This window comes from Mycobacterium sp. URHD0025 (genome assembly GCF_000426065.1).
GTDB lineage: Bacteria > Actinomycetota > Actinomycetes > Mycobacteriales > Mycobacteriaceae > Mycobacterium.
Genome location: NZ_AUEQ01000007.1, coordinates 358,759 through 379,515, shown reverse-complemented (window position 1 = coordinate 379,515; position 20,757 = coordinate 358,759). Strand labels below are relative to the sequence as shown.

General features: G+C 64.5%; 15 protein-coding genes. 8 read left to right on the top strand and 7 right to left on the bottom strand.

What is annotated here, in order from left to right:
* Positions 1 to 34 precede the first annotated feature (34 nt).
* Positions 35 to 493 (top strand): hypothetical protein, encoded by a 459-nt coding sequence (locus tag H977_RS0109410; RefSeq protein ID WP_036475626.1) that lies wholly within the window; start codon positions 35 to 37, stop codon positions 491 to 493.
* Here H977_RS0109410 and H977_RS0109405 read toward each other — a convergent pair.
* Complete coding sequence (locus H977_RS0109405) at positions 475 to 1,860, bottom strand: DNA polymerase IV (protein WP_029107621.1); 1,386 nt, start codon at positions 1,858 to 1,860, stop codon at positions 475 to 477. The genes H977_RS0109410 and H977_RS0109405 overlap by 19 nt on opposite strands.
* A 33-nt stretch (positions 1,861 to 1,893) precedes the next feature.
* Here H977_RS0109405 and H977_RS0109400 point away from each other — a divergent pair, with 33 nt between their 5' ends.
* On the top strand, positions 1,894 to 2,112 hold the full coding sequence (locus H977_RS0109400; protein WP_029107620.1) for an RNA-binding S4 domain-containing protein: 219 nt from the start codon (positions 1,894 to 1,896) through the stop codon (positions 2,110 to 2,112).
* A gap of 76 nt (positions 2,113 to 2,188) precedes the next feature.
* Here H977_RS0109400 and ileS read toward each other — a convergent pair whose 3' ends face one another.
* Together ileS and H977_RS0109390 are read right to left on the bottom strand one after the other, a co-directional pair.
* Positions 2,189 to 5,434, bottom strand: a complete 3,246-nt coding sequence (ileS, locus tag H977_RS0109395) for an isoleucine--tRNA ligase (RefSeq protein ID WP_029107619.1) — start codon at positions 5,432 to 5,434, stop codon at positions 2,189 to 2,191.
* Positions 5,435 to 5,752: 318 nt separating this feature from the next.
* The gene (locus H977_RS0109390) at positions 5,753 to 6,313 is read right to left on the bottom strand and encodes a hypothetical protein (RefSeq protein WP_081681667.1); all 561 of its coding nucleotides are present in this window, start codon (positions 6,311 to 6,313) and stop codon (positions 5,753 to 5,755) included.
* 136 nt (positions 6,314 to 6,449) lie between these two features.
* Here H977_RS0109390 and H977_RS0109385 point away from each other — a divergent pair, with 136 nt between their 5' ends.
* The 4 genes from H977_RS0109385 to H977_RS0109370 all read left to right on the top strand — a co-directional run bounded on the left by H977_RS0109385 (position 6,450) and on the right by H977_RS0109370 (position 10,213).
* The gene (locus H977_RS0109385) at positions 6,450 to 6,818 is read left to right on the top strand and encodes a hypothetical protein (RefSeq protein WP_029107617.1); all 369 of its coding nucleotides are present in this window, start codon (positions 6,450 to 6,452) and stop codon (positions 6,816 to 6,818) included.
* Positions 6,819 to 6,864: 46 nt separating this feature from the next.
* The gene (locus H977_RS0109380; RefSeq protein ID WP_029107616.1) at positions 6,865 to 7,599 is read left to right on the top strand and encodes a hypothetical protein; all 735 of its coding nucleotides are present in this window, start codon (positions 6,865 to 6,867) and stop codon (positions 7,597 to 7,599) included.
* Positions 7,600 to 7,656: 57 nt separating this feature from the next.
* A complete protein-coding gene (locus tag H977_RS0109375; protein WP_231395914.1) occupies positions 7,657 to 8,301 on the top strand; it encodes a cutinase family protein in 645 nt (214 codons plus the stop codon).
* A 181-nt stretch (positions 8,302 to 8,482) separates the two neighbouring features.
* On the top strand, positions 8,483 to 10,213 hold the full coding sequence (locus H977_RS0109370) for an AMP-binding protein (protein ID WP_029107614.1): 1,731 nt from the start codon (positions 8,483 to 8,485) through the stop codon (positions 10,211 to 10,213).
* Positions 10,214 to 10,270: 57 nt separating this feature from the next.
* On the opposite strand, the gene H977_RS0109365 is transcribed toward H977_RS0109370, so the two are convergent.
* Together H977_RS0109365 and stf0 are read right to left on the bottom strand one after the other, a co-directional pair.
* Positions 10,271 to 11,689, bottom strand: coding sequence for a condensation domain-containing protein (locus H977_RS0109365; RefSeq protein WP_029107613.1), 1,419 nt, complete (start codon positions 11,687 to 11,689; stop codon positions 10,271 to 10,273).
* A 1,158-nt stretch (positions 11,690 to 12,847) separates the two neighbouring features.
* Entirely contained in the window at positions 12,848 to 13,651 is an 804-nt protein-coding gene (stf0, locus tag H977_RS0109360) for a trehalose 2-sulfotransferase (protein ID WP_029107612.1), read from the bottom strand.
* A gap of 450 nt (positions 13,652 to 14,101) precedes the next feature.
* On the opposite strand from stf0, the gene H977_RS0109355 reads away from it, so the two are divergent.
* On the top strand, positions 14,102 to 14,815 hold the full coding sequence (locus H977_RS0109355) for a GAP family protein (protein ID WP_029107611.1): 714 nt from the start codon (positions 14,102 to 14,104) through the stop codon (positions 14,813 to 14,815).
* Between the two features lie 228 nt (positions 14,816 to 15,043).
* Positions 15,044 to 16,165: a PE-PPE domain-containing protein gene (locus H977_RS0109350; RefSeq protein WP_029107610.1), complete on the top strand. Its 1,122-nt coding sequence runs from the start codon at positions 15,044 to 15,046 to the stop codon at positions 16,163 to 16,165.
* A 25-nt stretch (positions 16,166 to 16,190) separates the two neighbouring features.
* On the opposite strand, the gene H977_RS32815 is transcribed toward H977_RS0109350, so the two are convergent.
* Together H977_RS32815 and H977_RS0109340 are read right to left on the bottom strand one after the other, a co-directional pair.
* Positions 16,191 to 19,208 carry an MMPL/RND family transporter gene (locus tag H977_RS32815; RefSeq protein WP_231395913.1) on the bottom strand — a complete coding sequence of 1,006 codons (3,018 nt, stop codon included), beginning with the start codon at positions 19,206 to 19,208 and terminating at the stop codon, positions 16,191 to 16,193.
* A gap of 71 nt (positions 19,209 to 19,279) precedes the next feature.
* Positions 19,280 to 20,731, bottom strand: a complete 1,452-nt coding sequence (locus H977_RS0109340; RefSeq protein WP_029107609.1) for a condensation domain-containing protein — start codon at positions 20,729 to 20,731, stop codon at positions 19,280 to 19,282.
* Between the last annotated feature and the right edge of the window lie 26 nt (positions 20,732 to 20,757).

Genomic DNA, 20,757 nt, shown 5'->3' with positions numbered 1-20,757 from the left:
CCACGGGGTTGACGGCATCGGTTGAATGGAACGTATGCGCTCCCTTCTGGCAATTGCCGCGATCGGCCTGTTGGCACTGTGCCCCGTGCCGACCGCCGCGGCCGAGCCACCGCCCGGCGCCGACGACATCGACAGCTATCCCATGGCGCAGGGCCATTACAGCTCCCCCACCGATTTCTACGGCGTGTTCTTCCGGACCCCGGACGGTCGTCATTGCGGCATAGGACCCAACGGCGGTCCAGTGGGATGTGATGCCGTCCCTATCGACGCACCGGCAGGCAGCAATCAGATCTTCGTCAACAGTGGCGGGCCGGCCGCTTACCGGCACTCCGACACCGCATCGTTCACCCGCGATGTCGACGTGCTGCCCGAGGGGCACCGCCTGGAGAACTGGGGCGCCAGTTGCGGAGTCGGCTATCAGGGCACGGTGACGTGCAAGACGTACGGCGAGCACGGCTTCATTCTCAGCAGCACCTACGGCGTGCTCTGGTAGTCGGGCAATCCGCTGAGATAGTCACCCCAGTCCAGGCTGGAGATCGGGTCGGCCCGACTGAAACCCGGTGTGTCGTCAGGAAATGTCCTGGCCGGTCCCGGCCCGCTGGCACGGGTCTCGAAGCGCACGGTCATCACCCCGTGTCCAGCGCCCTGGACCCACCCATGCCCATGGTCATGGTGGACCACGTCGTCGCCGATGCGCCAACCCGCGGCTTGGGCCACCTGGGCCGCCTCGGCGGCCTGATGGTGGGAGTCGAAGGTCTCGTCGGGCTGCTCCAGATCCGGGAACAACGATTCCTGCCTGCTGTCGGACAATCCCGAAAAGCCCACGCCGACAAGGCGAATCGGTCCGATCTCGACCGGGTCGAGCAACAACCGGCGGGCGGTGCCGATCAGGGTGGCCGCCTCCGTGGTGGCGTAAGCCAGTGTGGCCGAACGAGTCAGGGTGCCCATGTCGGATTTCTTGAGCTTGACCGTGACGGTACGGGCGCCCCGACCGTCCTTCTCCAGACGCCGATGCGCGTGTTCGCCGATCGGGCCGATCGCATCCTGCAACTGACGCAACGTGGTGAGGTCCTCGGCAAAGGTCGACTCGGCACTGATCTGCTTGGCCTCGGCGCGCTCGGCCACCGGGCGATCGTCGATTCCGCGGGCCAGCCGATGCAGCGCGGCGCCCACCGCCGTACCGAGCACGCTGGTGGCCTCGGCATCCGACAGCGCGGCCAGCGCACCCACCGTCTCGATGCCCAGCCGGTGCAACTTCTCCTCTGCCACCGGTCCGATGCCCCACAGCTTGCGCACCGGCAGGCCGTCGAGCAACCGCACCTCCTCGTCGCGCCGGACCACCCGGATCCCGTCGGGTTTGGCCAGTCCGGAAGCGATCTTGGCGATCTGCTTTCCAGATCCCGCCCCGACGGAGGCCACCAGCCCGGTCTGCTCGAGCACCTTTGCCCGCAAGTGCTGGCAGAACTCCTCGACCTCGGCCGCGGTGGCACCCACCAATTCGACCGGTTCGCCGAAGGCCTCGTCGAAGGACAACTGCTCGAGCACCGGGACGACGCTGCGTACGGTGTCCAGCGCGCGCCTGCTCGCCACGCCGTACACGGCACCCCGGGGCGGCAGCACGACGGCGGGCGCGCCGACGAGCCGGCGGGCCTGATGCATCGGCATCGCCGAGCGCGCCCCGTACCGGCGCGCCTCATAGCTGGCCCCGGCCACCACGCCGCGCCCGCCCAGACCACCGACGAGCACGGGCCTGCCGCGCAGGGTGGGACGGGTCAGCTGTTCGACGGACGCGAAGAACGCATCCATGTCGAGGTGCAGAACCCAGCGTCCGCCCGCGCCCGTGACCTCGGCGCCGTTCATAGTTGCTGATGCTATGGCGCTAGCCTGACATCCATGACGCCGGAGGACGTACCGATCAGGGACGAGTCGATTCGCCTTGGACAGTTCCTGAAGCTGGCATCCCTGATCGACAGCGGTGCCGACGCCAAGGCCGTCATCGCCGACGGCCTGGTCACGGTCAACGGCGAGGTCGAACTGCGGCGCGGCCGCCAGCTCCGCCAGGGCGACACCGTTTCACTCGGTGACCGCACGGCACGGATCGCCGGCGCCTGACCCCGCCTCGCCCGGCGAACGTGAGCTTGTGTGCCAAAAAATTGGGCAATCTCGCACACAAGCTCACTCTCGCGAATCATGCTTTGGCGATCGCGACCCGTACCCCGTCCCCGATCACATTGCCGTCCGGCAGCGCGGCGCCGTCGACGAACTCGAAACCAGTGGCGAGGATTTCACCGGCGATCAGATCCCGGTGAGTACGCGCCCACGGCTCGTACTGCGCCGGCACCGACATCTGCACGAGGATGCGGTCGGACACCTCAAGGCCCGTCGACTTGCGCAGCTCCTGCAGTTCGCGGATCCGGTCCTTGGCCCAGCCCTCGGCCTCGAGCTCCTCGGTGACCGTGCCGTCGAGTACCACCAGGCCCGCGCCGTCGGGCAGGGCCGCGGTCCACTCCGGATCGGCGGCAACCAGCTTGGCGGTGTACTCCTCCGGTTGCAGTACCACCGGCCCGGCGGTCAGGGTCCCGTCCGGATTCACGACGCCCTCCCCCGCCTTCACGGCCTTGATCGCAGCCTGCACGTCCTTGCCGATCCGCGGGCCGGCGACCCGGGCGTTGACGGCGAGCTCGAACTTTCCGTAGGTGTCGATGTCGTCCGTCACCTCGACGGCCTTGACGTTCAGCTCGTCTGCGATCAGCTCGGCGAACGGCGTGATCGACGCCGGATCCACCGAGTCTTCCAACGCCACAGTCAGTTTCGGCAGTGGCAGGCGCACCCGCAGCTTCTTGGCCTTGCGTAGCGACGATCCCACCGAACAGACCTCGCGCACCTGGTCCATCGCGGCCACCAGATCGGTGTCCACGGGCAGGACATCGGCTTCCGGCCAGTCGGTCAGATGCACAGAGCGCTCACCGGTCAATCCTCGCCAGATCACCTCGGTGGCCAACGGCAGCAGTGGCGCGGCCAGCCTGCAGGTCACCTCGAGGACGGTGTGCAGGGTGTCGATGGCGTCGGCGTCCTCCTCCCAGAAGCGCGAACGTGACCGGCGCACATACCAGTTCGTCAGCGCCTCGGTGAACTGCCGCAACTGGTCGCAGGCCCCCGAGATGTCACACGTGTCGAGCGCAACGGTGAGATCGTCACGCAACTGGGCCAGCTTGGCCAAGATGTAGCGATCCAGCACATTGCCGGAATCGGTGCGCCAGGTGCCCTTGTTCGGTGCGTACAGCGCCAGGAAGCTGTAGGCGTTCCACAATGGCAACAGCACCTGCCGAACGCCTTCGCGGATGCCCTGCTCGGTGACGATCAGGTTGCCCCCGCGCAGGATGGGCGAGGCCATCAGGAACCACCGCATGGCGTCGGACCCGTCCCGGTCGAACACCTCGCTGACATCCGGGTAGTTGCGCAGCGACTTGCTCATCTTCTGGCCGTCGTTGCCCAGCACGATCCCGTGCGCCACACAGGTTTTGAATGCCGGCTTGTCGAACAGTGCGGTGGCCAGCACGTGCATGGTGTAGAACCAGCCGCGGGTCTGGCCTATGTACTCGACGATGAAGTCGCCCGGGAAATGGGCATCGACTCCAGTCCCTGTCTCATTGCCGGCACCGCTCATGCCGGCTTGATTGTCGGCACCGCCGACGCCGGCTTGATCGTCGGCACCGCCGACGCCGTCGAACCACTTCTGGTTCTCGAACGGATAGTGCACCTGCGCGTACGGCATCGACCCGGAGTCGAACCACACGTCGAACACGTCCTCGATGCGGCGCATGGTCGACTTGCCGGTCGGGTCATCCGGGTTGGGCCGCGTCAGTTCATCGATGAACGGCCGGTGCAGATCGGTCGGCCGCACACCGAAATCGCGCTCGAGCTCGTCGAGGCTGCCGTACACGTCGATCCGCGGGTATGCCGGGTCATCTGACTTCCATACCGGAATGGGGCTGCCCCAGTATCGATTTCGTGAGACCGACCAGTCACGCGCGTTGGACAGCCATTTGCCGAACTGCCCGTCCTTGACGTGTTCGGGATACCAGGTGATCTGCTGGTTGAGTTCGACCATCCGGTCCCGGAAATCGCTGACCTTGATGAACCACGACGACACAGCGCGATAGATCAACGGGTTACGGCACCGCCAGCAGTGTGGGTAGGAGTGCTCGTAGGTCTCGTGCCGCAACAGCACGGCGCCGTTGGCCGCCGCCGGCCCGTCGCCGTTCTTGAGGTCACGGATGATCTGTGAATTGGCATCGAAGACATGCTGACCCGCGTAGTCGGGCACGGATGCGTCGAATCGGCCCTTCGAATCGACGGGGGTGACCGCGACGATGTCGGCGGTGTCGGCGGTGGCCTTGTCGTCCTCACCGTAAGCCGGGGCCATGTGCACGATGCCGGTGCCGTCCTCGGTGCTGACGAATTCGGCGGCCAGCACCTGGAACGAGTTGGGCGCATCCATGAAGTAGGTGAAGGGCGGCAGGTAATGCGTGCCGAGCAGGTCCCGCCCGGTGTAGCTGCCGAGGACCTCGGGCTCCTCGCCGAGCTCACGCGCATAGGCCGCCAGCCGGGCCTGAGCCAGCACGTAGCGTCGCCCGTCGGCGCCCTGCACCAGGACGTAGTCGATGTCCGGATTGACGGCGACGGCCTGGTTGGACGGCAACGTCCAGGGTGTCGTCGTCCAGATCAGTAGATGCGCACCCTTCAGCGGGCCGTCGGTCACGGTGAAGCCGACCGTCACCGCCGGATCCTGGCGGCTCTGATAGACGTCGTCGTCCATGCGCAGCTCGTGATTGGACAACGGGGTCTCGTCGTTCCAGCAGTACGGCAGCACCCGGTTGCCCTCGTAGGCCAGGCCCTTGTCCCACAGCTGTTTGAAGGCCCAGATCACCGACTCCATGAAGGTGGGGTCCAGGGTCTTGTAGTCGTTGTCGAAATCCACCCACCGGGCCTGACGGGTGACATAGGCACGCCACTCGTCGGTGTACTTCAGCACTGAGGCACGGCACGCCTCGTTGAACTTCTCGATGCCCATCTCTTCGATCTGGGCTTTGTCCGCGATGCCGAGCTGGCGCTGCACCTCGAGTTCGGCAGGCAGGCCGTGCGTGTCCCAGCCGAACCTGCGCTCCACCTTGTAGCCGCGCATGGTGCGGTAGCGCGGCACGATGTCCTTGACATAACCGGTCAGCAGGTGGCCGTAGTGCGGTAACCCGTTGGCGAACGGCGGTCCGTCGTAGAAGACGTATTCCTCGGCACCGTCACGACGGGCGATGCTGGCACGGAAGGTGTCGTCGGCGGCCCAGTAGTCGAGCACCTCCAGTTCCCGTTCAGGGAAGTTGGGTGCGGCCGGCTTGGGGTAGCCGGCTGACGTTGAAGACTCCGATTGGGCAGTCACTGACGCGTCTCCTGTGCCTATGACGTGGCCCGATGAGGGCCGGCGTCGGAGCTCCTCACCAGAGGAGCCTGTGTTCCAGGCACGGGGACGACGTCGCGCGGGTGCGCAAGCGCCGCGGTACCACCCCGCTTGCGCGCTGCAGCAGCGCGCCGCTCAACTTCGGGCGATCACGGGCCCACCCGTCCGGTTCTACTGGGCTGCTCCCGCGAATCCGGTATCCGAATCCTGCAGCTGTTCTTCCGAAGGCTCCCCGGTGATGGCCGGATCAGCGCCGATGCGCCCAGTCTAATGAGCACTGCAAATCCGACGAAATCACGACTATCCGGAAGTGACCTCGATCAGCGCGAGCGGGAACTGCTCGGCCAGCTCCTGGACCGTGTGGTGGTCGAACCCGCGGCTGTCGAACTTCCAGTCCAGTCGCGTGGTGGTCACGGTGTCGGCATGGACGTGCAACGCCAGCGAATGTGCGGACTGCTCCGTCCGCGGCCCCGCGCCGTAGGCGAAGCTCAGGTCAGCCGAAGGATGGTTACTGATGTCCGGACGTGCCGCGGCGAGCAGTTCGGCTCCCGACAGGCCACGATGCGCCACACACGCAACCGCGACCCGGCGAAAACCGGCCCGCTCGGGACCGCTCACGACGTCGACGATGACCGTGCCCTCGCCGATCGTGCGGGCGACCGTGCGGCCCAAGGCCGCCAGCAGCAACTCCTCGGCAGTACAACCCATCGCGAGCTGGGCGCCGTGCAGCTCCGCAGAAAGCACCTCGTCCAACGAACTGGACACCGCTGCCATGTCCGAGGCGGCGGGCGCCCCGACCGTGCCGTGATCGGTTATCCACGAGCCGGTGCCATGCGCGTCGGACAGTACGGAAACAGACATAGTCGTAACGGTAGCCAGAGAGTCCCAAAAATGGGAGAGCTGTGCCAAAAGTCTGACACCGTTGTCAATAACGTCATTGCTGACGTTGCCGTGGTTCGCTGTGACCAATTACGGGTTCTGGGTCTATGGTGTTCTGATGCCGCGTACCGACGAGAACGGCAGGCAGCTCAAGGCCTTGCTGGACTATCTGCTGGACGGTGAAGTCGACGCCAAGGCTGTCTATAGCGCGTTGGGTGTCTCCAGCAGCACCTATTACCGGCGCGTGAAAGAGGCCGACTATCCCAACGCCGAGGAACTGCGGCAGGTGGCCGACCGCTTCGGCCTCAGCTATCCGGATCTGCAGATCCGGTTCGGGCTGATGAGCCGCCAGGAAGTCTGGCACTACATCGAGTCGTCACCGGTGACCGTGGCGCCGTCGGACACCATCACCCGTACCCGGCCCGCCGTCCACCGGCACAAGAGACTGTCCGAACTGACCCCACGACCCGACGCTCCCCCGCTCTAGCAGCCGGGGCGTCGGCTATCCGCGACACCGTCCGAGGCAAATTGTTATGTCCATCGCCACACTCATCGCAATCACATTGGCCTGCATCCTGTGGAGCCTGTGGATCAGGAGAGTCACCTGGTCCTGCCGATGGGAAGTGGCCGCCACCCTGAACATCGCGTTACAGGGCCTGGCGGTGCTGCTGATGTCACCATGGGCCTCGGCGACCATCGGGCAAGTGCTGCACACGCTGACCGGCAAGTGGAATCTCGAGGACTACATCGGCCACGACTGCTACATCGTCGCCGCGTCGGCCATCGTCTACAACTCACTGGGCCGGCTCCAGGACGACAACGCCATGCAGCGCTCCTTCAAGCAGTACGTCGAGCGCCCGGCCACCATCTGTATCCCGGTGCTGCTGGCCACCTTCTCGATGGGCAACGGTGCCGCGGTGTACCGGCCCGACTTCTTCCAGGTCCCGACCGACTTCTGGCTCAGCGCGTATTGGATCCTGCTCTGCGGCACCTTGATCTACCTGCTGGGCTACGGGGCCCGCGCCATGCTGGTGCTGCGGCGCGACCCACAGTCACGCCGGATCGCCAACATCTACCTGTTCGCCTCTGTCAGCGGAATGCTCGCCTGCACCACCCGCATCGTCACATCTCTGGTGCCGGCCCTGCAGCCCATCGAAAACGGCCGGCTGGTGTGGATCTTCGCGTGCGGCTGCGGTGCGATCTTCGCCCTTGCCTCGGCACATTCCTGGCGGATCAAAACTCGGTGGCTGGCCCGGAGCAATCGGTGACCGCCGGACCACCACGGGTAACCGCCATTCCACGTCCGAGTGTGTGACGATCACCCGGTGCTCAAGACCGTCACCAGGATCGCCACGACAGCAGGCTTGGTCATCGCGGCGTTCACGTCCGCGCCGCCATCGGCACACGCCGAGACATGCCCTGACGTCGAGGTGGTGTTCGCCCGGGGCACTGGCGCCGCACCCGGCATCGGCGCCCTCGGGCAGGCCTTCGTCGATTCACTGACGGAACAGGCCCCGAGCAAGAAGATCGGCGTCTACGCGGTGAACTATCCCGCGGGCATCGACTTCGCCCACTCCTCCACCCTCGGCGCCGACGATGCGAGTGCTCACCTTCAGGCGATGGTGGCCGAGTGTCCCCGAACCGAATTGGTTCTCGGCGGTTTCTCCCAGGGTGCCAACGTCATCGAGCTCGTCACGGGCACCGACGGCGCGGCATGGGGCAATCCCGTCTCGTTGCCTCCGTCTGTCGCCGATCACGTTGCTGCGGTCGTGCTGTTCGGGAATCCGTCAAGGAAGAACGGTCGCGCCTCGTTCACGCAGACGAACGCGCTGTACGGCAGCAAGAGCATCGACCTGTGCGCGATCGGCGATCCCGTCTGCTCCAACGGGGTGAACCTGCCGGTACACGGCGCCTACGTTCAGGTGGGCGCCGCGACGGAAGCCGCGACCTTCGCGGCCCGGCGGCTCTAGTGCGGCCACCGAACGAACCGTGGCCCGCCCAGGCCTCCACATCGAGTTGATCTGAACCATTGCCGGGTGCCACCGGTGCCGGTTACGGCAAGCTCCGCCACGCCAGAAGCCAACCGGTAAGCTCCCGAGTGCCTACGCTCGGCCATTCCGTTTCCGGGCAGCAGCTTTTCGAGAGGGCCATATGAGTCAGTCAACGATCCCAGCCGTTCTGCGCGAACGAGCGAGTCTGCAACCCAACGACATCGCCTTCACGTTCATCGACTATGAGCAGGACTGGAATGGCGTCGAGCACACCCTCACGTGGGCTCAGCTGTATCGAAAGACGTTGAACCTGGCCCAGGAACTCGGGTCCAAGGCCAACGTCGGCGACCGCGCGGTGATCCTGTCTCCGCAGAACTTCGACTACGTCATCGCGTTCCTCGCGTCGCTGGAGGCGGGACTCATCGCCGTCCCCCTCTCGGTGCCGCACGGCGGAGCCCACGACGAGCGGACCACATCGGTACTCAAGGACACCTCTCCGGCCATCGTCCTGACCTCATCGTCCGTCGCGGCCACGGTGCGCGAATACGCCACCGCGAACGGCAATGATGCCGTCGTGATCGAGGTGGACACCCTGGACCTCGACCAGAAAGGTGCGCGCCCGGCACGGGTGCGCCGCCCGGAGACCGCCTACCTGCAGTACACGTCGGGCTCGACACGTCGCCCCGCCGGCGTGGAGATCTCGCACGGAAACCTCTCCGCGAACTTCGAGCAGATGATGGCCGGGTTCTTCGGAGACCACGGAAACGTGGCACCCCCGGACACCACGTTCGTGTCATGGCTGCCCTTCTACCACGACATGGGACTGATGCTCGGTATCTGCGTGCCGGTGCTCGGCGGCATTCGCACGGTGCTGACCAGTCCGGTCGCCTTCCTGCAACGACCGGCGCGATGGATGCAGCTTTTGGCCAGCTACCCCCGAACCCTTTCTGCCGGGCCCAATTTCGCCTTCGAACTGGCCCTGGGCCGCACCTCTGACGAGGATATGGCCGGCCTGGATCTCGGCAATGTGATGTACCTGATGAGCGGAGCCGAACGCGTCCACGCCGCGACCGTGCGGCGCTTCACCGAACGCTTTGCCCCGCTGAACTTTCCCGCTGCGGCGATCCAACCGTCGTACGGTCTGGCAGAGGCGGTGGTGTATGTGGCGACGCGCAAACCCAGCGAACCGCCGCACATCGTCAACTTCGATCCGGACAAGCTGTCCGAGGGCCATGCCGTCGCGACCGATGACCCGAATGGGCGCCCGCTTGTCGCGTATGGACTTCCCGCGTCACCGAGTGTCCGAATCATCGATCCGGACACTCGAACCGAACGGCCGAACGGTACCACCGGCGAAATCTGGGTGCACGGCAACAACGTCGCGCTCGGCTACTGGCAGCGACCCGAGGACAGCGAACGTGTGTTCCGGGCGACGATCGAAAACCCGTCCGACGGTACGCCGGAAGGCTTTTGGCTGCGGACCGGCGACCTCGGGTTCATCGCCGACGGCGAGCTCTACATCATGGGACGCATCAAGGACCTGTTGATCGTGTACGGGCGCAACCACTCGCCCGACGACATCGAGGCGACCGTTCAGGAGATCAGCCGAGGCCGGGTGGCGGCCATCTCGGTGCCCGACGACCGCACCGAACACCTGGTGGTCATCATCGAGCACAAGAAGCGCGGCGACTCCGAGGACGAGGCGCTGCAGCGATTGCATTCGGTCAAACGTGAAGTGACGTCAGCGATTTCGCAGTCACACGGACTCAAGGTCACGGACCTTGTCATGGTGCCGCCGGGATCTATTCCGATCACCACCAGCGGCAAGGTGCGACGGGCGTCCTGTGTGGAGCAGTACCATCAGGACCAGTTCGCGAGACTCGACGCTTGAGACCAAAGGGGCGGGGCCGGCTTTCAGCCGGCCCCGCCCCTTTGGTCATCAGAACTGTTACACGGCGACATTCTGCGCGTATGCGGTGCTCTGCCGGCCATCGGCGACGCGAATGTACACCGACTTCATCGCCTCGATGAACTCGCCCACGGACTTGCGCGCCAAAGGGTTTCCAGGGAACAGCGCGGTGACCACCGTCTCGTTCTTCAACCTGGTGACCCACATCGAGACCTGATGCGACGCGCGGCCCTCGTTGTAGATCTGAAAGTTCAGATCTGAACTCGCGACGGTCGAAAGCGGTGCGACACTGGCGTCTAAGAACGACATCACGAAGTTGCCCGGCCGGGGGCTCTTCACACCCCGGTCCGGCGGAGCGAGCTGCATGACCCTGTCGAAGGGCACCTTGGCGAGGTAGGTGTCGGAATCGAACGACTCCTGCGCTGCCCGTGCGGCATCCGCGAACGATGAGGTGGGCATCGGGACGCTCACCGGAACGAGGCCGGTGAACCAGCCCGTGGTCACCAGCTCGGTCGGCGTCGTACGGGTGTCGGTCGGTGTGATCACATGAAATGCGTCGACCCCGGTGAGTTCTGCAGTGGCCAATGCCGCACAGGCGAACACGCCACCGCTGAATCGAGCACCGCCGTCGACGCAGGCCGATTCGAACCGATCGGTCTGGTGTGCATCCAGCACCGAAACGGTCATCGTGTCGCCATCGCAGGGCACGGACAGATCGCCCAGCGGCAACGGGAACGCCGGTAGGGTTCCGTCGTTGTTCGCGGCGAACTCAAGCCAGGCACGGATCTCCGGGGAGTCGGCCGTGAGGCCCGCTGTGTAGTCACGCTGCTGCAGGCAGTACTCCTCATAGCTGCCGGCCGGCGGCAGCTGCACCGGCGCGGCGCCCTGCACCAATGCGCCGTACATCATGTAGATCTCACCGAACAGGACGCCCATGATCATCGGGTCGATGTACAGGTGAGCGATGCTCGCATAGAAGGTGAAGTGATCCTGCCGCTGGATGACGCCGAACCGGAACCCATCCCAGTGCCGCGGATCCGGGGTGGTCAGGATGTGCTCGCGCAGCTCGGCAGCGCTCATGTCGCCGTGCCGCTGCGGCGTGACAGCGATGTCGTCCGGGTCGGCGATGGTGTGCCTGACGATGTTGTCGGTGTCATCGAATTCGAACCAACTGCGGTACGTGTCATGGCGGCGCAGGTGACAGCTCAACACGTACGTCATCGCTCGAACGTCACACTTGCCCTGCACGTCCCACGTGAAGATCATCAATCTGGACATATCCAGCCCACGTGCTGCGTGGTCGGCGAATCTGCGCAAGTGCTGGGTCTGCTGATAGCTCGGCGGCACCGGATTCACCGGCGCCTGGCGAGCCTTCTCGCAGGCGCCCGGCGAAGCATGCCAGCAGACGACAGAACCTCTGGCCGGTTCCCACTCGTCGATCGTCGCTATCCCAAACACACAGCCTCCTTCGAACAGGCCTCATTTCGAGCGGCACACATGCCGGTCGAGTCGCGGGCGTCTCGTAACACACAGACCCCATGACCACCCTTGAACCTCACGGACAAATATCAGGGCTGAGCATCTCGCCGCCTGCCCACGACCCCCGGAACGCGCCAGACATTGCCTCCTGTTCCGGTCGCACTTCCGCGGAATCACGTACTCCGTTGTTTCGTGAAGTTCTCACTGTGTCACACCTAACCAGAGGACTACAGAGTTTGGCAGCGTAGCCGCTGCAGTTTGCGTCGGTGTTTACGAATCGCCGAAACGTCAATGCGGGCGGCGGCCGCGTTCCGCACGCGAATTGGCGCGCAGATGGCAAAGATTCGGCCTGGCCATCGGCACGCGCCGGAGGCGGCCAGCGTGCACTGTCGGCGAAGCCACGCGATGCCCCGCCCCGAAATTTGTGTCGGGCCACGATATTCGAATACGCGAAAACTACTTCCGGAATCCGTAATTCGTTTCCACGATCGCCGGCGGACGAATACTGGCGATTGCGGGAATCGCCGCATAATCGAATTGTGTGAGGCGGCAATACCGGCAATCCGCCGATTATGTCGCTGCCCGCGAAAAGCGGTTGTCGATGAACTCGACCGGGCCGACTTCACCGAATCCCGCGGGGTGCGATGATACGGATCGCGGGCCGCCCAGAACACTCCGCGATTCATGACCCCTGCCGCGAAACCGCCACGTGGACAACCTGTTGCGGCTCGCGCGGACAGCGCGGCGCTCCGGAATCTTCGACCCGCCCGGGAAGCGCACAACAGAGAAGGACGATTCCGGGTTTCGCATGAACGGTTGACAACCCACAAGAGAAAGAATCACGGTGATTCCGTTCATGGCGCGCCGATACACGTGCGTACCAGCGTGCCGAGTATACGTTTGAATTACGTTGCGGCGGACGGTGATACGACACGCCAATCAGTTGCACTATGTGAATGCGCAAGCACCCGCCGACACCGGGTCAAATATATCGCATACGTCAATATCGATTCGCCGCCAGGGCGTCCGTCGGCTACCAGATGCAGTTCACCGCGACAGCCGGACAATCAAGTCGCACAGACGTTTACGGCAAAGATCTGCCGATGACGGCACATGACAGCGGTTGTCATCGGTCGATCAGGTCGGGAGCCCTTGCTGCTCGGCATCGTCCCGATAGCGATTCGCCCACTCGTCGGAACGATGGTCGGCTTGTCGTTCCAGAGCCGGACCGGGCGCCAGTTGCGGATCGAGACCCAGCGCCGCCATGACCGAACCCGCGACGCCGGCGAAATCGCTGCACAACACCGGGTAGGAGACCTCGATGGGCGTGATGTTCTCCTCGGCGAACCATCCACGCCACCCCTCCTCCTGGGCGCGCAGCAACTGCACGAGGTGTGCGATCGCCCCGGCGTGATACTGCACGTGCGCGTCGCGCACAGGCTCGGGCTTGCCACGCCAGACCTTGGTCTGCACCGCCCGCCAGAACGACACCGCCTGTGAGACCACATCCGGGCGGTGAACGTGCACGAATATCGGCTCTTCACCGATGACGTCGCAGATGGCGGCACGCAAGCCGTCTCCTGAGCGATCGGGTAGATCCTTGGCGCGGTTCAGCAACAGCGGAGTCTGATTCCACATCAACTTTCCGCCCCAAACCCCGTTGGGCGTCCGGCCCACAGTGCGAACGTAGTCCCGCCAAATCTGGGCCGGCGCAAGGTCCGGTGTGCCGGGATCGAACGGGTCGAGCAGGCGCAGAATCGATTCGTCATCGAGCTCGGCAAACCATTCACGCGGTTGCGGAGCACGGCTCGTCCACGGTTGGAATTGGAAGAACTCTTCAGGTTTTCCGGCGAGTCCGGTCGACCGAAGGGACTCCACCAACAAGGTACTGCCGCTGCGCTGGGAAGCCAGGACCAGATACGACGAGGGGTCATCCGCCATGACACGCCGCCTCGATCAGGGTTCTGCAGCCCCTGGCTCTCACACCGTTACCGCCAACTTCGATGCGCGAAAAGCGCGAGCCTTCGCCGGCCACTCGTCTCCTTCGTCCGTATGGCGTCGTCTGCGACTCCCCCCGGAAGCGACAGCCGACGGACCGCAAATCAGTACCGTAGTGCGGCGATCAGATCCTCACCCATCCATGGCACGAACGTTCAGCCAACTTTGTCGACAATGCGCTGCAAGTGCCTCGAATTAGGGGCAGCTCGAACGACTTCCAACAGAAATCGATTGCCTCGCACGATGCACAAACTACACGGGAGTGTAGCCAAGGCGGTCTGCTACCGCCACGTTCCCATACTCATCCGCAAACGCCGATCTGACCGGCCACCGAGCCGAAACCACTGGGCGACATGACACAGGCCGCCGGCCCGCAGAGTACGGTGCATGCTCATGTGGGCAACCGTGTTGGTCATGGCCTTCGCGGTGATCTTCGAACCGATCCGAATCGGGCTCGCCGTCCTGATGCTCAACCGTCCGCGTCCACTCCTGCAATTGTTGGCGTTCCTCTCGGGCGGATTCACCATGGGAATGGGCGTCGGTCTCGTCGTGCTCTTCGTCCTGCGGTCCACCCCGCTGGCGTCCGGCCGATTCACCGTTCCTTCGGTGCAGATCACCGTGGGCCTGGTCGCCCTGGTCATCGCGCTGGTGCTGGCGTCCAATCTCTCGATGCCCAAGCTGCGCCGGCGCTCTGCGGCGGTGTCCACGGGGCAGACGACGGCGACGCCGGGGATGAATCAGGCAGAGACACGCACAACGACATTCGCTCGGCTTCGCCGGGCACTCCAGGGTGACTCGTTGTGGGTGGCGTGGGTGAGCGGACTCGGAACTGCCTTGCCCTCAGCCAATTTCATGGGCGCAATGGCGGTGATCCTGGCTTCCGGTGAGAGTCCCGTCGTGCAAGCTCAAGCGCTGCTGCTGTTCAACGTCGTGGCCTTCACACTGGTCGAGTTGCCCTTGATCGGGTACATCGCCGCGCCGAAGAAAACTCAAATATTGTTGTCCTCCCTGCACACCTGGGTGCAGGACAGACGACGACGCGACATGGCGGTCATTGTTGCCGTGGGCGGTTGTCTGATCCTGGCGATGGGGCTCGTGCACTTGTGACGGCGCCGACGTGGAGCCGGCCGCCGAATACCGTGGTTTGCTGACGATCCGGAGGCCCGCGGCCTGACGGCTGCGGCCGGCCACAGCGCCCCGGGGCGCGGAAACATGAAGGCACACACAATGAGAACAAAGATCGGGCGAGCACTCGATCCTGCTGCCGGGACGGGATACGATCGCGGGGATGCAAATTTGCCGGGTGTTTTCACTTGCCCGCCGTCAGGAGGACGAATGAACCGACTTTTCGCTGCCGCCGTCGCCGCAGGAATGGTCGGTTCGCTGACCGCTTTCAGCTGCGGTGTGGCGTCGGCCGAGACCGCGTTGATCGTTCCGGGTACATCGCCGTCGCCCTATCCGGGGTTGCGTGCCCTGTACCACTTCAACCCCTCCACACAACCGGAGATCGGTGCGAAGTACTACGACAGTGCCGGCGCGACGCGCGAAGTCGTCCCGTATCCGGGCAGCCTGTGGCCCATCACCGGTAAGAACTCGCCCACCCTGGCACAGTCGGTCGATCAGGGCACCAACAATCTCGACTCGCGGATACGCGGCACCGACGGCGACGTCACCGTCACCGGACTGTCGCAGGGCGTTCTGGCCCTCAACGCCGAACAAGCCCGCCTCGCCAACGACCCCGACGCGCCGGCGCCGGATCAACTGACGTTCGTCAAGGCCGGCAATCCTGATCATCTGTTCACCAAGTGGTTCCGTCCCGGCACCACTGTCCCGGTGCTCAACTACGCCGTGCCGACACCGGTCGAAAGCCAGTACGACACCGTGGATGTGGTGGCTCAGTACGACATCTTCAGCGATCCGCTGGACCGGCCCGGCAACTTGCTGGCGCTGGCGAACGCGGTGATCGCCGGTGGTACCGGACATACCGCGACCGCATTCTCGGACCCGGCCAGCGTCCCGGCGCAGAACGTGAGCGTGACGACCAACAGCAAGGGTGCCACCACCACGACGTATTTCGTTCCTGCGGATGGACTTCCGCTCGTCGAGTACATGAGGCAGAGCGGCACGATCTCGGCCGGGATGGCCGATGACCTCAACCGCGTGCTCACCCCGATGGTCAATCGCGCCTACGGCCCGACTCCCCCGCCGGCCGAGCAAGGACTGCGCCTGCCGAACCTCAATGGCATCGCACCGGGCGACATCGCGACGCCGATCTCTGTGCCCATCAACGCCGTTTCGACAGCCACCAACGTCGCGGGCAACACCGTCAACGCGGTCAGGATCGCCAGTCAGGTTCGGGGACTGCTACCCAAGAACGGGGTGCAGCTACCCAAGAACGGGATCCCGCTGCCCAAGAACGGCATCCCGCTGCTGCCCAAGGGCAAGAAGAAGCGCTGATCCACCCGACGCGGCGCGGCCATGCTCAGTGGCCGTGGCCTGGTCCCGCTCCCGCCCGCGACGGCCACCAATTGGCCTTACCGACCAGGGTTGCCGCCGCGGGAACGGTGATGGTCCGGACCAGGAACGTGTCGATCAGCAATCCCACGCCGACCACGAATCCGGACTGCACCATCGTGCTGATGCTGCTGAAGACCAGCCCGAACATGGTGGCGGCGAAGATGAGTCCGGCCGCGGTGATCACGCCGCCGGTGGCCCCTACCGTGCGGATGACACCGAGCCGCAGACCACGTGCGGACTCCTCACGAATCCGCGATATCAGCAGCATGTTGTAGTCCGCGCCGACCGCCACCAGGATGATGAAGGTCAATCCCGGGACACTCCAGTGCAATTGCTGCCCCAGCAGGAACTGGAAGAAGACTGTGCCGATCCCGAGGGCCGCGAGATATGAGATCACCACGGACAGGATCAGGTACAGCGGCGCCACGATCGCACGCAGCAGCGCGACGAGGATCAGCAGGACCACCAGGATGGTCACCACCACGATGAACCGGATGTCGTGGTTGTAGTAGTCGCGGGTGTCGCGCAAGATCACCGGGAAGCCCACCACTGACACCGACGCGTCAGCGAGCTCGGTATTGGGTTGTGCCCCGCGGGCGGTTTCCATGATCTCGTTCACCTGGTCCATCGCTTCGACACTGAACGGATTCAGATCCGTCTGAAGCAGGTAACGCACCGAATGGCCATCCGGCGAGATGAACAGCTGAGCTGCCTTCTTGAAGTCTTCGATCCCGAAACTGGTTGGCGGAACATAGAATCCAGCCATCGCCGGGGTGGTCGCGTCATGTTTGAGCGTCATCAGGAACGCCGAAGCCTCGGCCAGGCTGCCGCTCATCTTCAGCGTCTCGCCCACCAGCTGCTGGACTCCATCGGCGACCTGCCGGCCGGCGTCCGCCAGCTTGTCGGCCCCGCTCTGCACGTTGTTCAACCGGGACTGCACACTGCCCGGATTGTTCAGGCCCAGTGAACGCATCGCAGTGGAGGCAGTGTTGAGGGCACGTCGCAAGCCCGTCGTCGTGTTGGCCAGTGACTGCGCAGCCTCCGTGTTCTGCAGTTCCCGGCCCAGCTCGGCAAGCCGGTCGAAAGTGCCGTCGGAGCGTGCCACCGACAGCCGGACCAACTGGTTTCGCGCGGTGACACAGCCGGGATCCGCATCGCACACCGGGCTGGCGTTCAACGCGGTGAGTACCGGGGCAAGCCATTCGAAGCTGTTGGACAGGTTGGAGACGTTGAGCCCGATCGACTCGCCGAGCGATCGCATATTGCTGACGAGCTTGGTCGCGTTGTCGATATCCCGCAGAGTCTTGTTGCCGCCCACCGTGTTCTGGACCGCCGCCAGTGTGTCGAGCATGCCCCGGGCCTGGTCGATCGCCTGGGTGACCTGCCCCCGTACTGTGCCAAGGCTGTCGGCGAGCTCACCTGCCCCGGAGTTCAGTCGAGCCAGATCACTTGTCCGTTGCACGATCTGCTGCGATCCCGCTCCGAGTTGTTTACCCACCTCGCCGGCCTGATAGGAGATCTTCGCCTGCTCCAGCGGCTGGCCGGTGGGACGGGTGATACCCCGGACCAACCCCATGTTCGGCAACTGGCCGATCCGCTGCACCATCTGTTCGAGATCGGCAAGCGCCTGCGGTTCGCGAAGGTCCTTCGTGGAGCTGATGACCAGGTACTGCGGAACGATGGAGTTCAGCGGAAAGTGCTGCTCCAGCGCGGTATAACCCTGCGAACTGGTGGCATTGACCGGCAGCGCTTTTCGATCGTCGTAGTTGTAGTTGGTCGTCAGGACGAATCCCGACAGGATGGCCAAGATGATCAGGCTGGCGACCAGATGTGCGACGGGCCTGCGCACGATCCGCATACCCGAGCGTCGCCAGAACCGGGTCGTCAGGTCGCGGCGCGGCGCGATCCAACCGCGCCGTCCCACGATCGTCAACACCGCCGGAAGCAGCGTGACCGCACCCAGGAACGCCACTGAGATCGCTATCGCCAAAGCCGGTCCGACCGACGAGAACAGTCCGAGTTTGGTGAACGACATCCCGAGGAACGTCACCGCGACGGTCGCCGCGGACGCCGCGATCACCTTGCCTATGGAGACCAGCGCTTTTCGGACCGCCTCATCGGAGGCCTCTCCCTGGCGCAGATAGTCGTGGTAACGACTGATCAGGAACACCGCATAGTCGATGCCGGCACCCACCATCATGCCGCTCATGAAGACGATCGTCTGATTGGCGATACCGAGGCCCAACAGCGCGGCGGACGCAACGACGGCCTGGGCCACCACCACCGCCACACCGATCGACGCCAGTGGCACCACCATGGTCACCGGATTGCGATAGATCAACAGCAGGATGAACAGCACCAGCACGGTGATCGCGAACTCGATCACCTTCAGGTCGCGCTCCCCCACCACATTCAGATCCGCCACAGTGGCGGCCGGGCCGGTCATGTGCGGAGTCAACGAGGTGTTGGTGACTTCGCGATTGACCACCTCTGCCACCCGGGCGTACGCCTGTTTGGACTGGGGCGTGCCAAGGGTTCCCGGCAAGGTGATGGGCAGCAACCACGCCTTGTTGTCCTTGCTCGTCATCACCTCGCGCAGCGGCGGCGCGCTCAAGAAATCCTGCAGCTTGGCCACATCACCGGTGTCGCGGTGCAGCGCTTCGACGAGAGTGCGGTACACCGCCTCGTCCGACTTGGTCAGACCGTCGTCGTTGGTCAACACCACCACGACGAAACTGTCCGTGCCGGCCTGCTGGAAGGCCGTCAGCATCTGCTTGCTGGCCACCATGGCCGGCGCATCGTCGGGAAGGATTGCGACGGGCCGTCTCTCGGCCATCTCCTTCAACGTCGGGGAGACAGCAGGCAGGCACACAGCGAGCGCCAGCCACAGCGCGATGACCAACCACGGGAAGCGCACGATGACGTCGCCGAGCCGGGCGAAGATGCCGCCGTCTGGATCGGCCGCATCCGTTCGCCGCGCCACTCGAAACCGCCTGAAAACTCTGCTGACCCTCAAAATAGTACGCCGACGCGCCTGCCCATCTGATCCACTCCTCAGCGCACGGGTAGCCGCTCGGCGCCGTTGCGAGCGGACATCACGAGCATGTCGTCGTCGCCGGTTACACGATCACAGACGTCCTTGAGCGCGGCCACGTACCGATCCACGGTCTGTCGAGCCACCGCGTTCTTGGGGAACACGACCGTCGCGAACGTCTCGTTGAAGCGTCCGACGAGGGTGCTCAACGGGTAGGTGACCCGGCCATCGCTGAGCGTCGCGATCTTCACGCCGTCTTGCAGATTCGTCAGCAGTGGGGCCATCGGTCCCGAACTGGCGTCGAAGAAATTCAGCATGGGAAAAAGCGGCTGCGGCGGTACCAGATGTGGGGCCAGCTCGACCACCCGCTCGAACGGCACGAGCGCGGCCGGTCTGCCGGCATCGAAGTCGCGTTGGGCGGCGCGGATGCTGTCGGTGAACGACGTACCGGCGACGGGCACGACCACGGGGATCAAACCGGTGAACCAGCCCTGCGTCGTCAGCTCGTTGGGTGTGCGGGTGTCGATGGGAGTCAGCCCGTAATACGTCTCCAGTCCGGTCAACTCATGGAGCGCGTGGGCTACGACCGCGAACAGTCCGCCGATGAACCGCGAACCGGCTGCCACGCAAAGGTCTTCGAACCGCTCGGTCTGCTGCGTGTCCATCAGCTTGACAGCCACGAGGTCACCGCCGGTCGACGAGGTGCCGTCGTCGAGCGGCAGTGGGAACACCGGAAACGTCCCGTTGTTCTTCTCTGCGAAGGACAACCAGGTTTTCACTTCGGGCGTATCGAGGGTGAGCGACGACGTGAACTCACGCTGGCGCAGACAGTACTGGTCATAGCTGCCGGCATCCGGGAGCTGCAGCGGTGGCGCACCGGACACCAGCGTCGAGTACATCGCCTGGAACTCGAGCAACCCCACGCCGACGAACTGGCCGTCCACGTGGAGGTGATCGATGCTGGCCCAGAACGTGAACTTGTCCTCACGTTGGATCACGCCGAATCGAAAGCTGTCCCACTGCAACGAATCCGGGGTGGCCGCCACCTGATCGCGCAATGTGCCGACGTCAGCCGAGCCGTGGCGTTTGGGCACGAACTCGATATCGGCGGCGTCGGGCATGGTGTGCCGGACAACAGTGTCCCCGTCGTCGGCTCGTCGGTACTCGAACCAGCTCCGATATGTACTGTGCCGCCGCAGATGCGCGTTGATCACATATGTCATCGCCCGGATGTCGCAGCGTCCAGGCATATCGCAAGCCGCGATGAACAGCCGCGAGTGGTCGACGCCCCGGGTGCCCTGCTCGACGAAACTTCGCAGGTGGCGCGTCTGCATGTAGCTCGCAGGCACCGGGCTCTCCGGTGCTTCGCGCGCCTTGGCGAGCGAAGCCTCAGTGGGCTGCCATGAAATCAGGGAACCCTGCTCTGGCGCCCATTCGTCGATCGAGGCGATTTCAACTGGGCCTAATAGCACTCTCGTCTCCCGAAGTTCGACCGCCG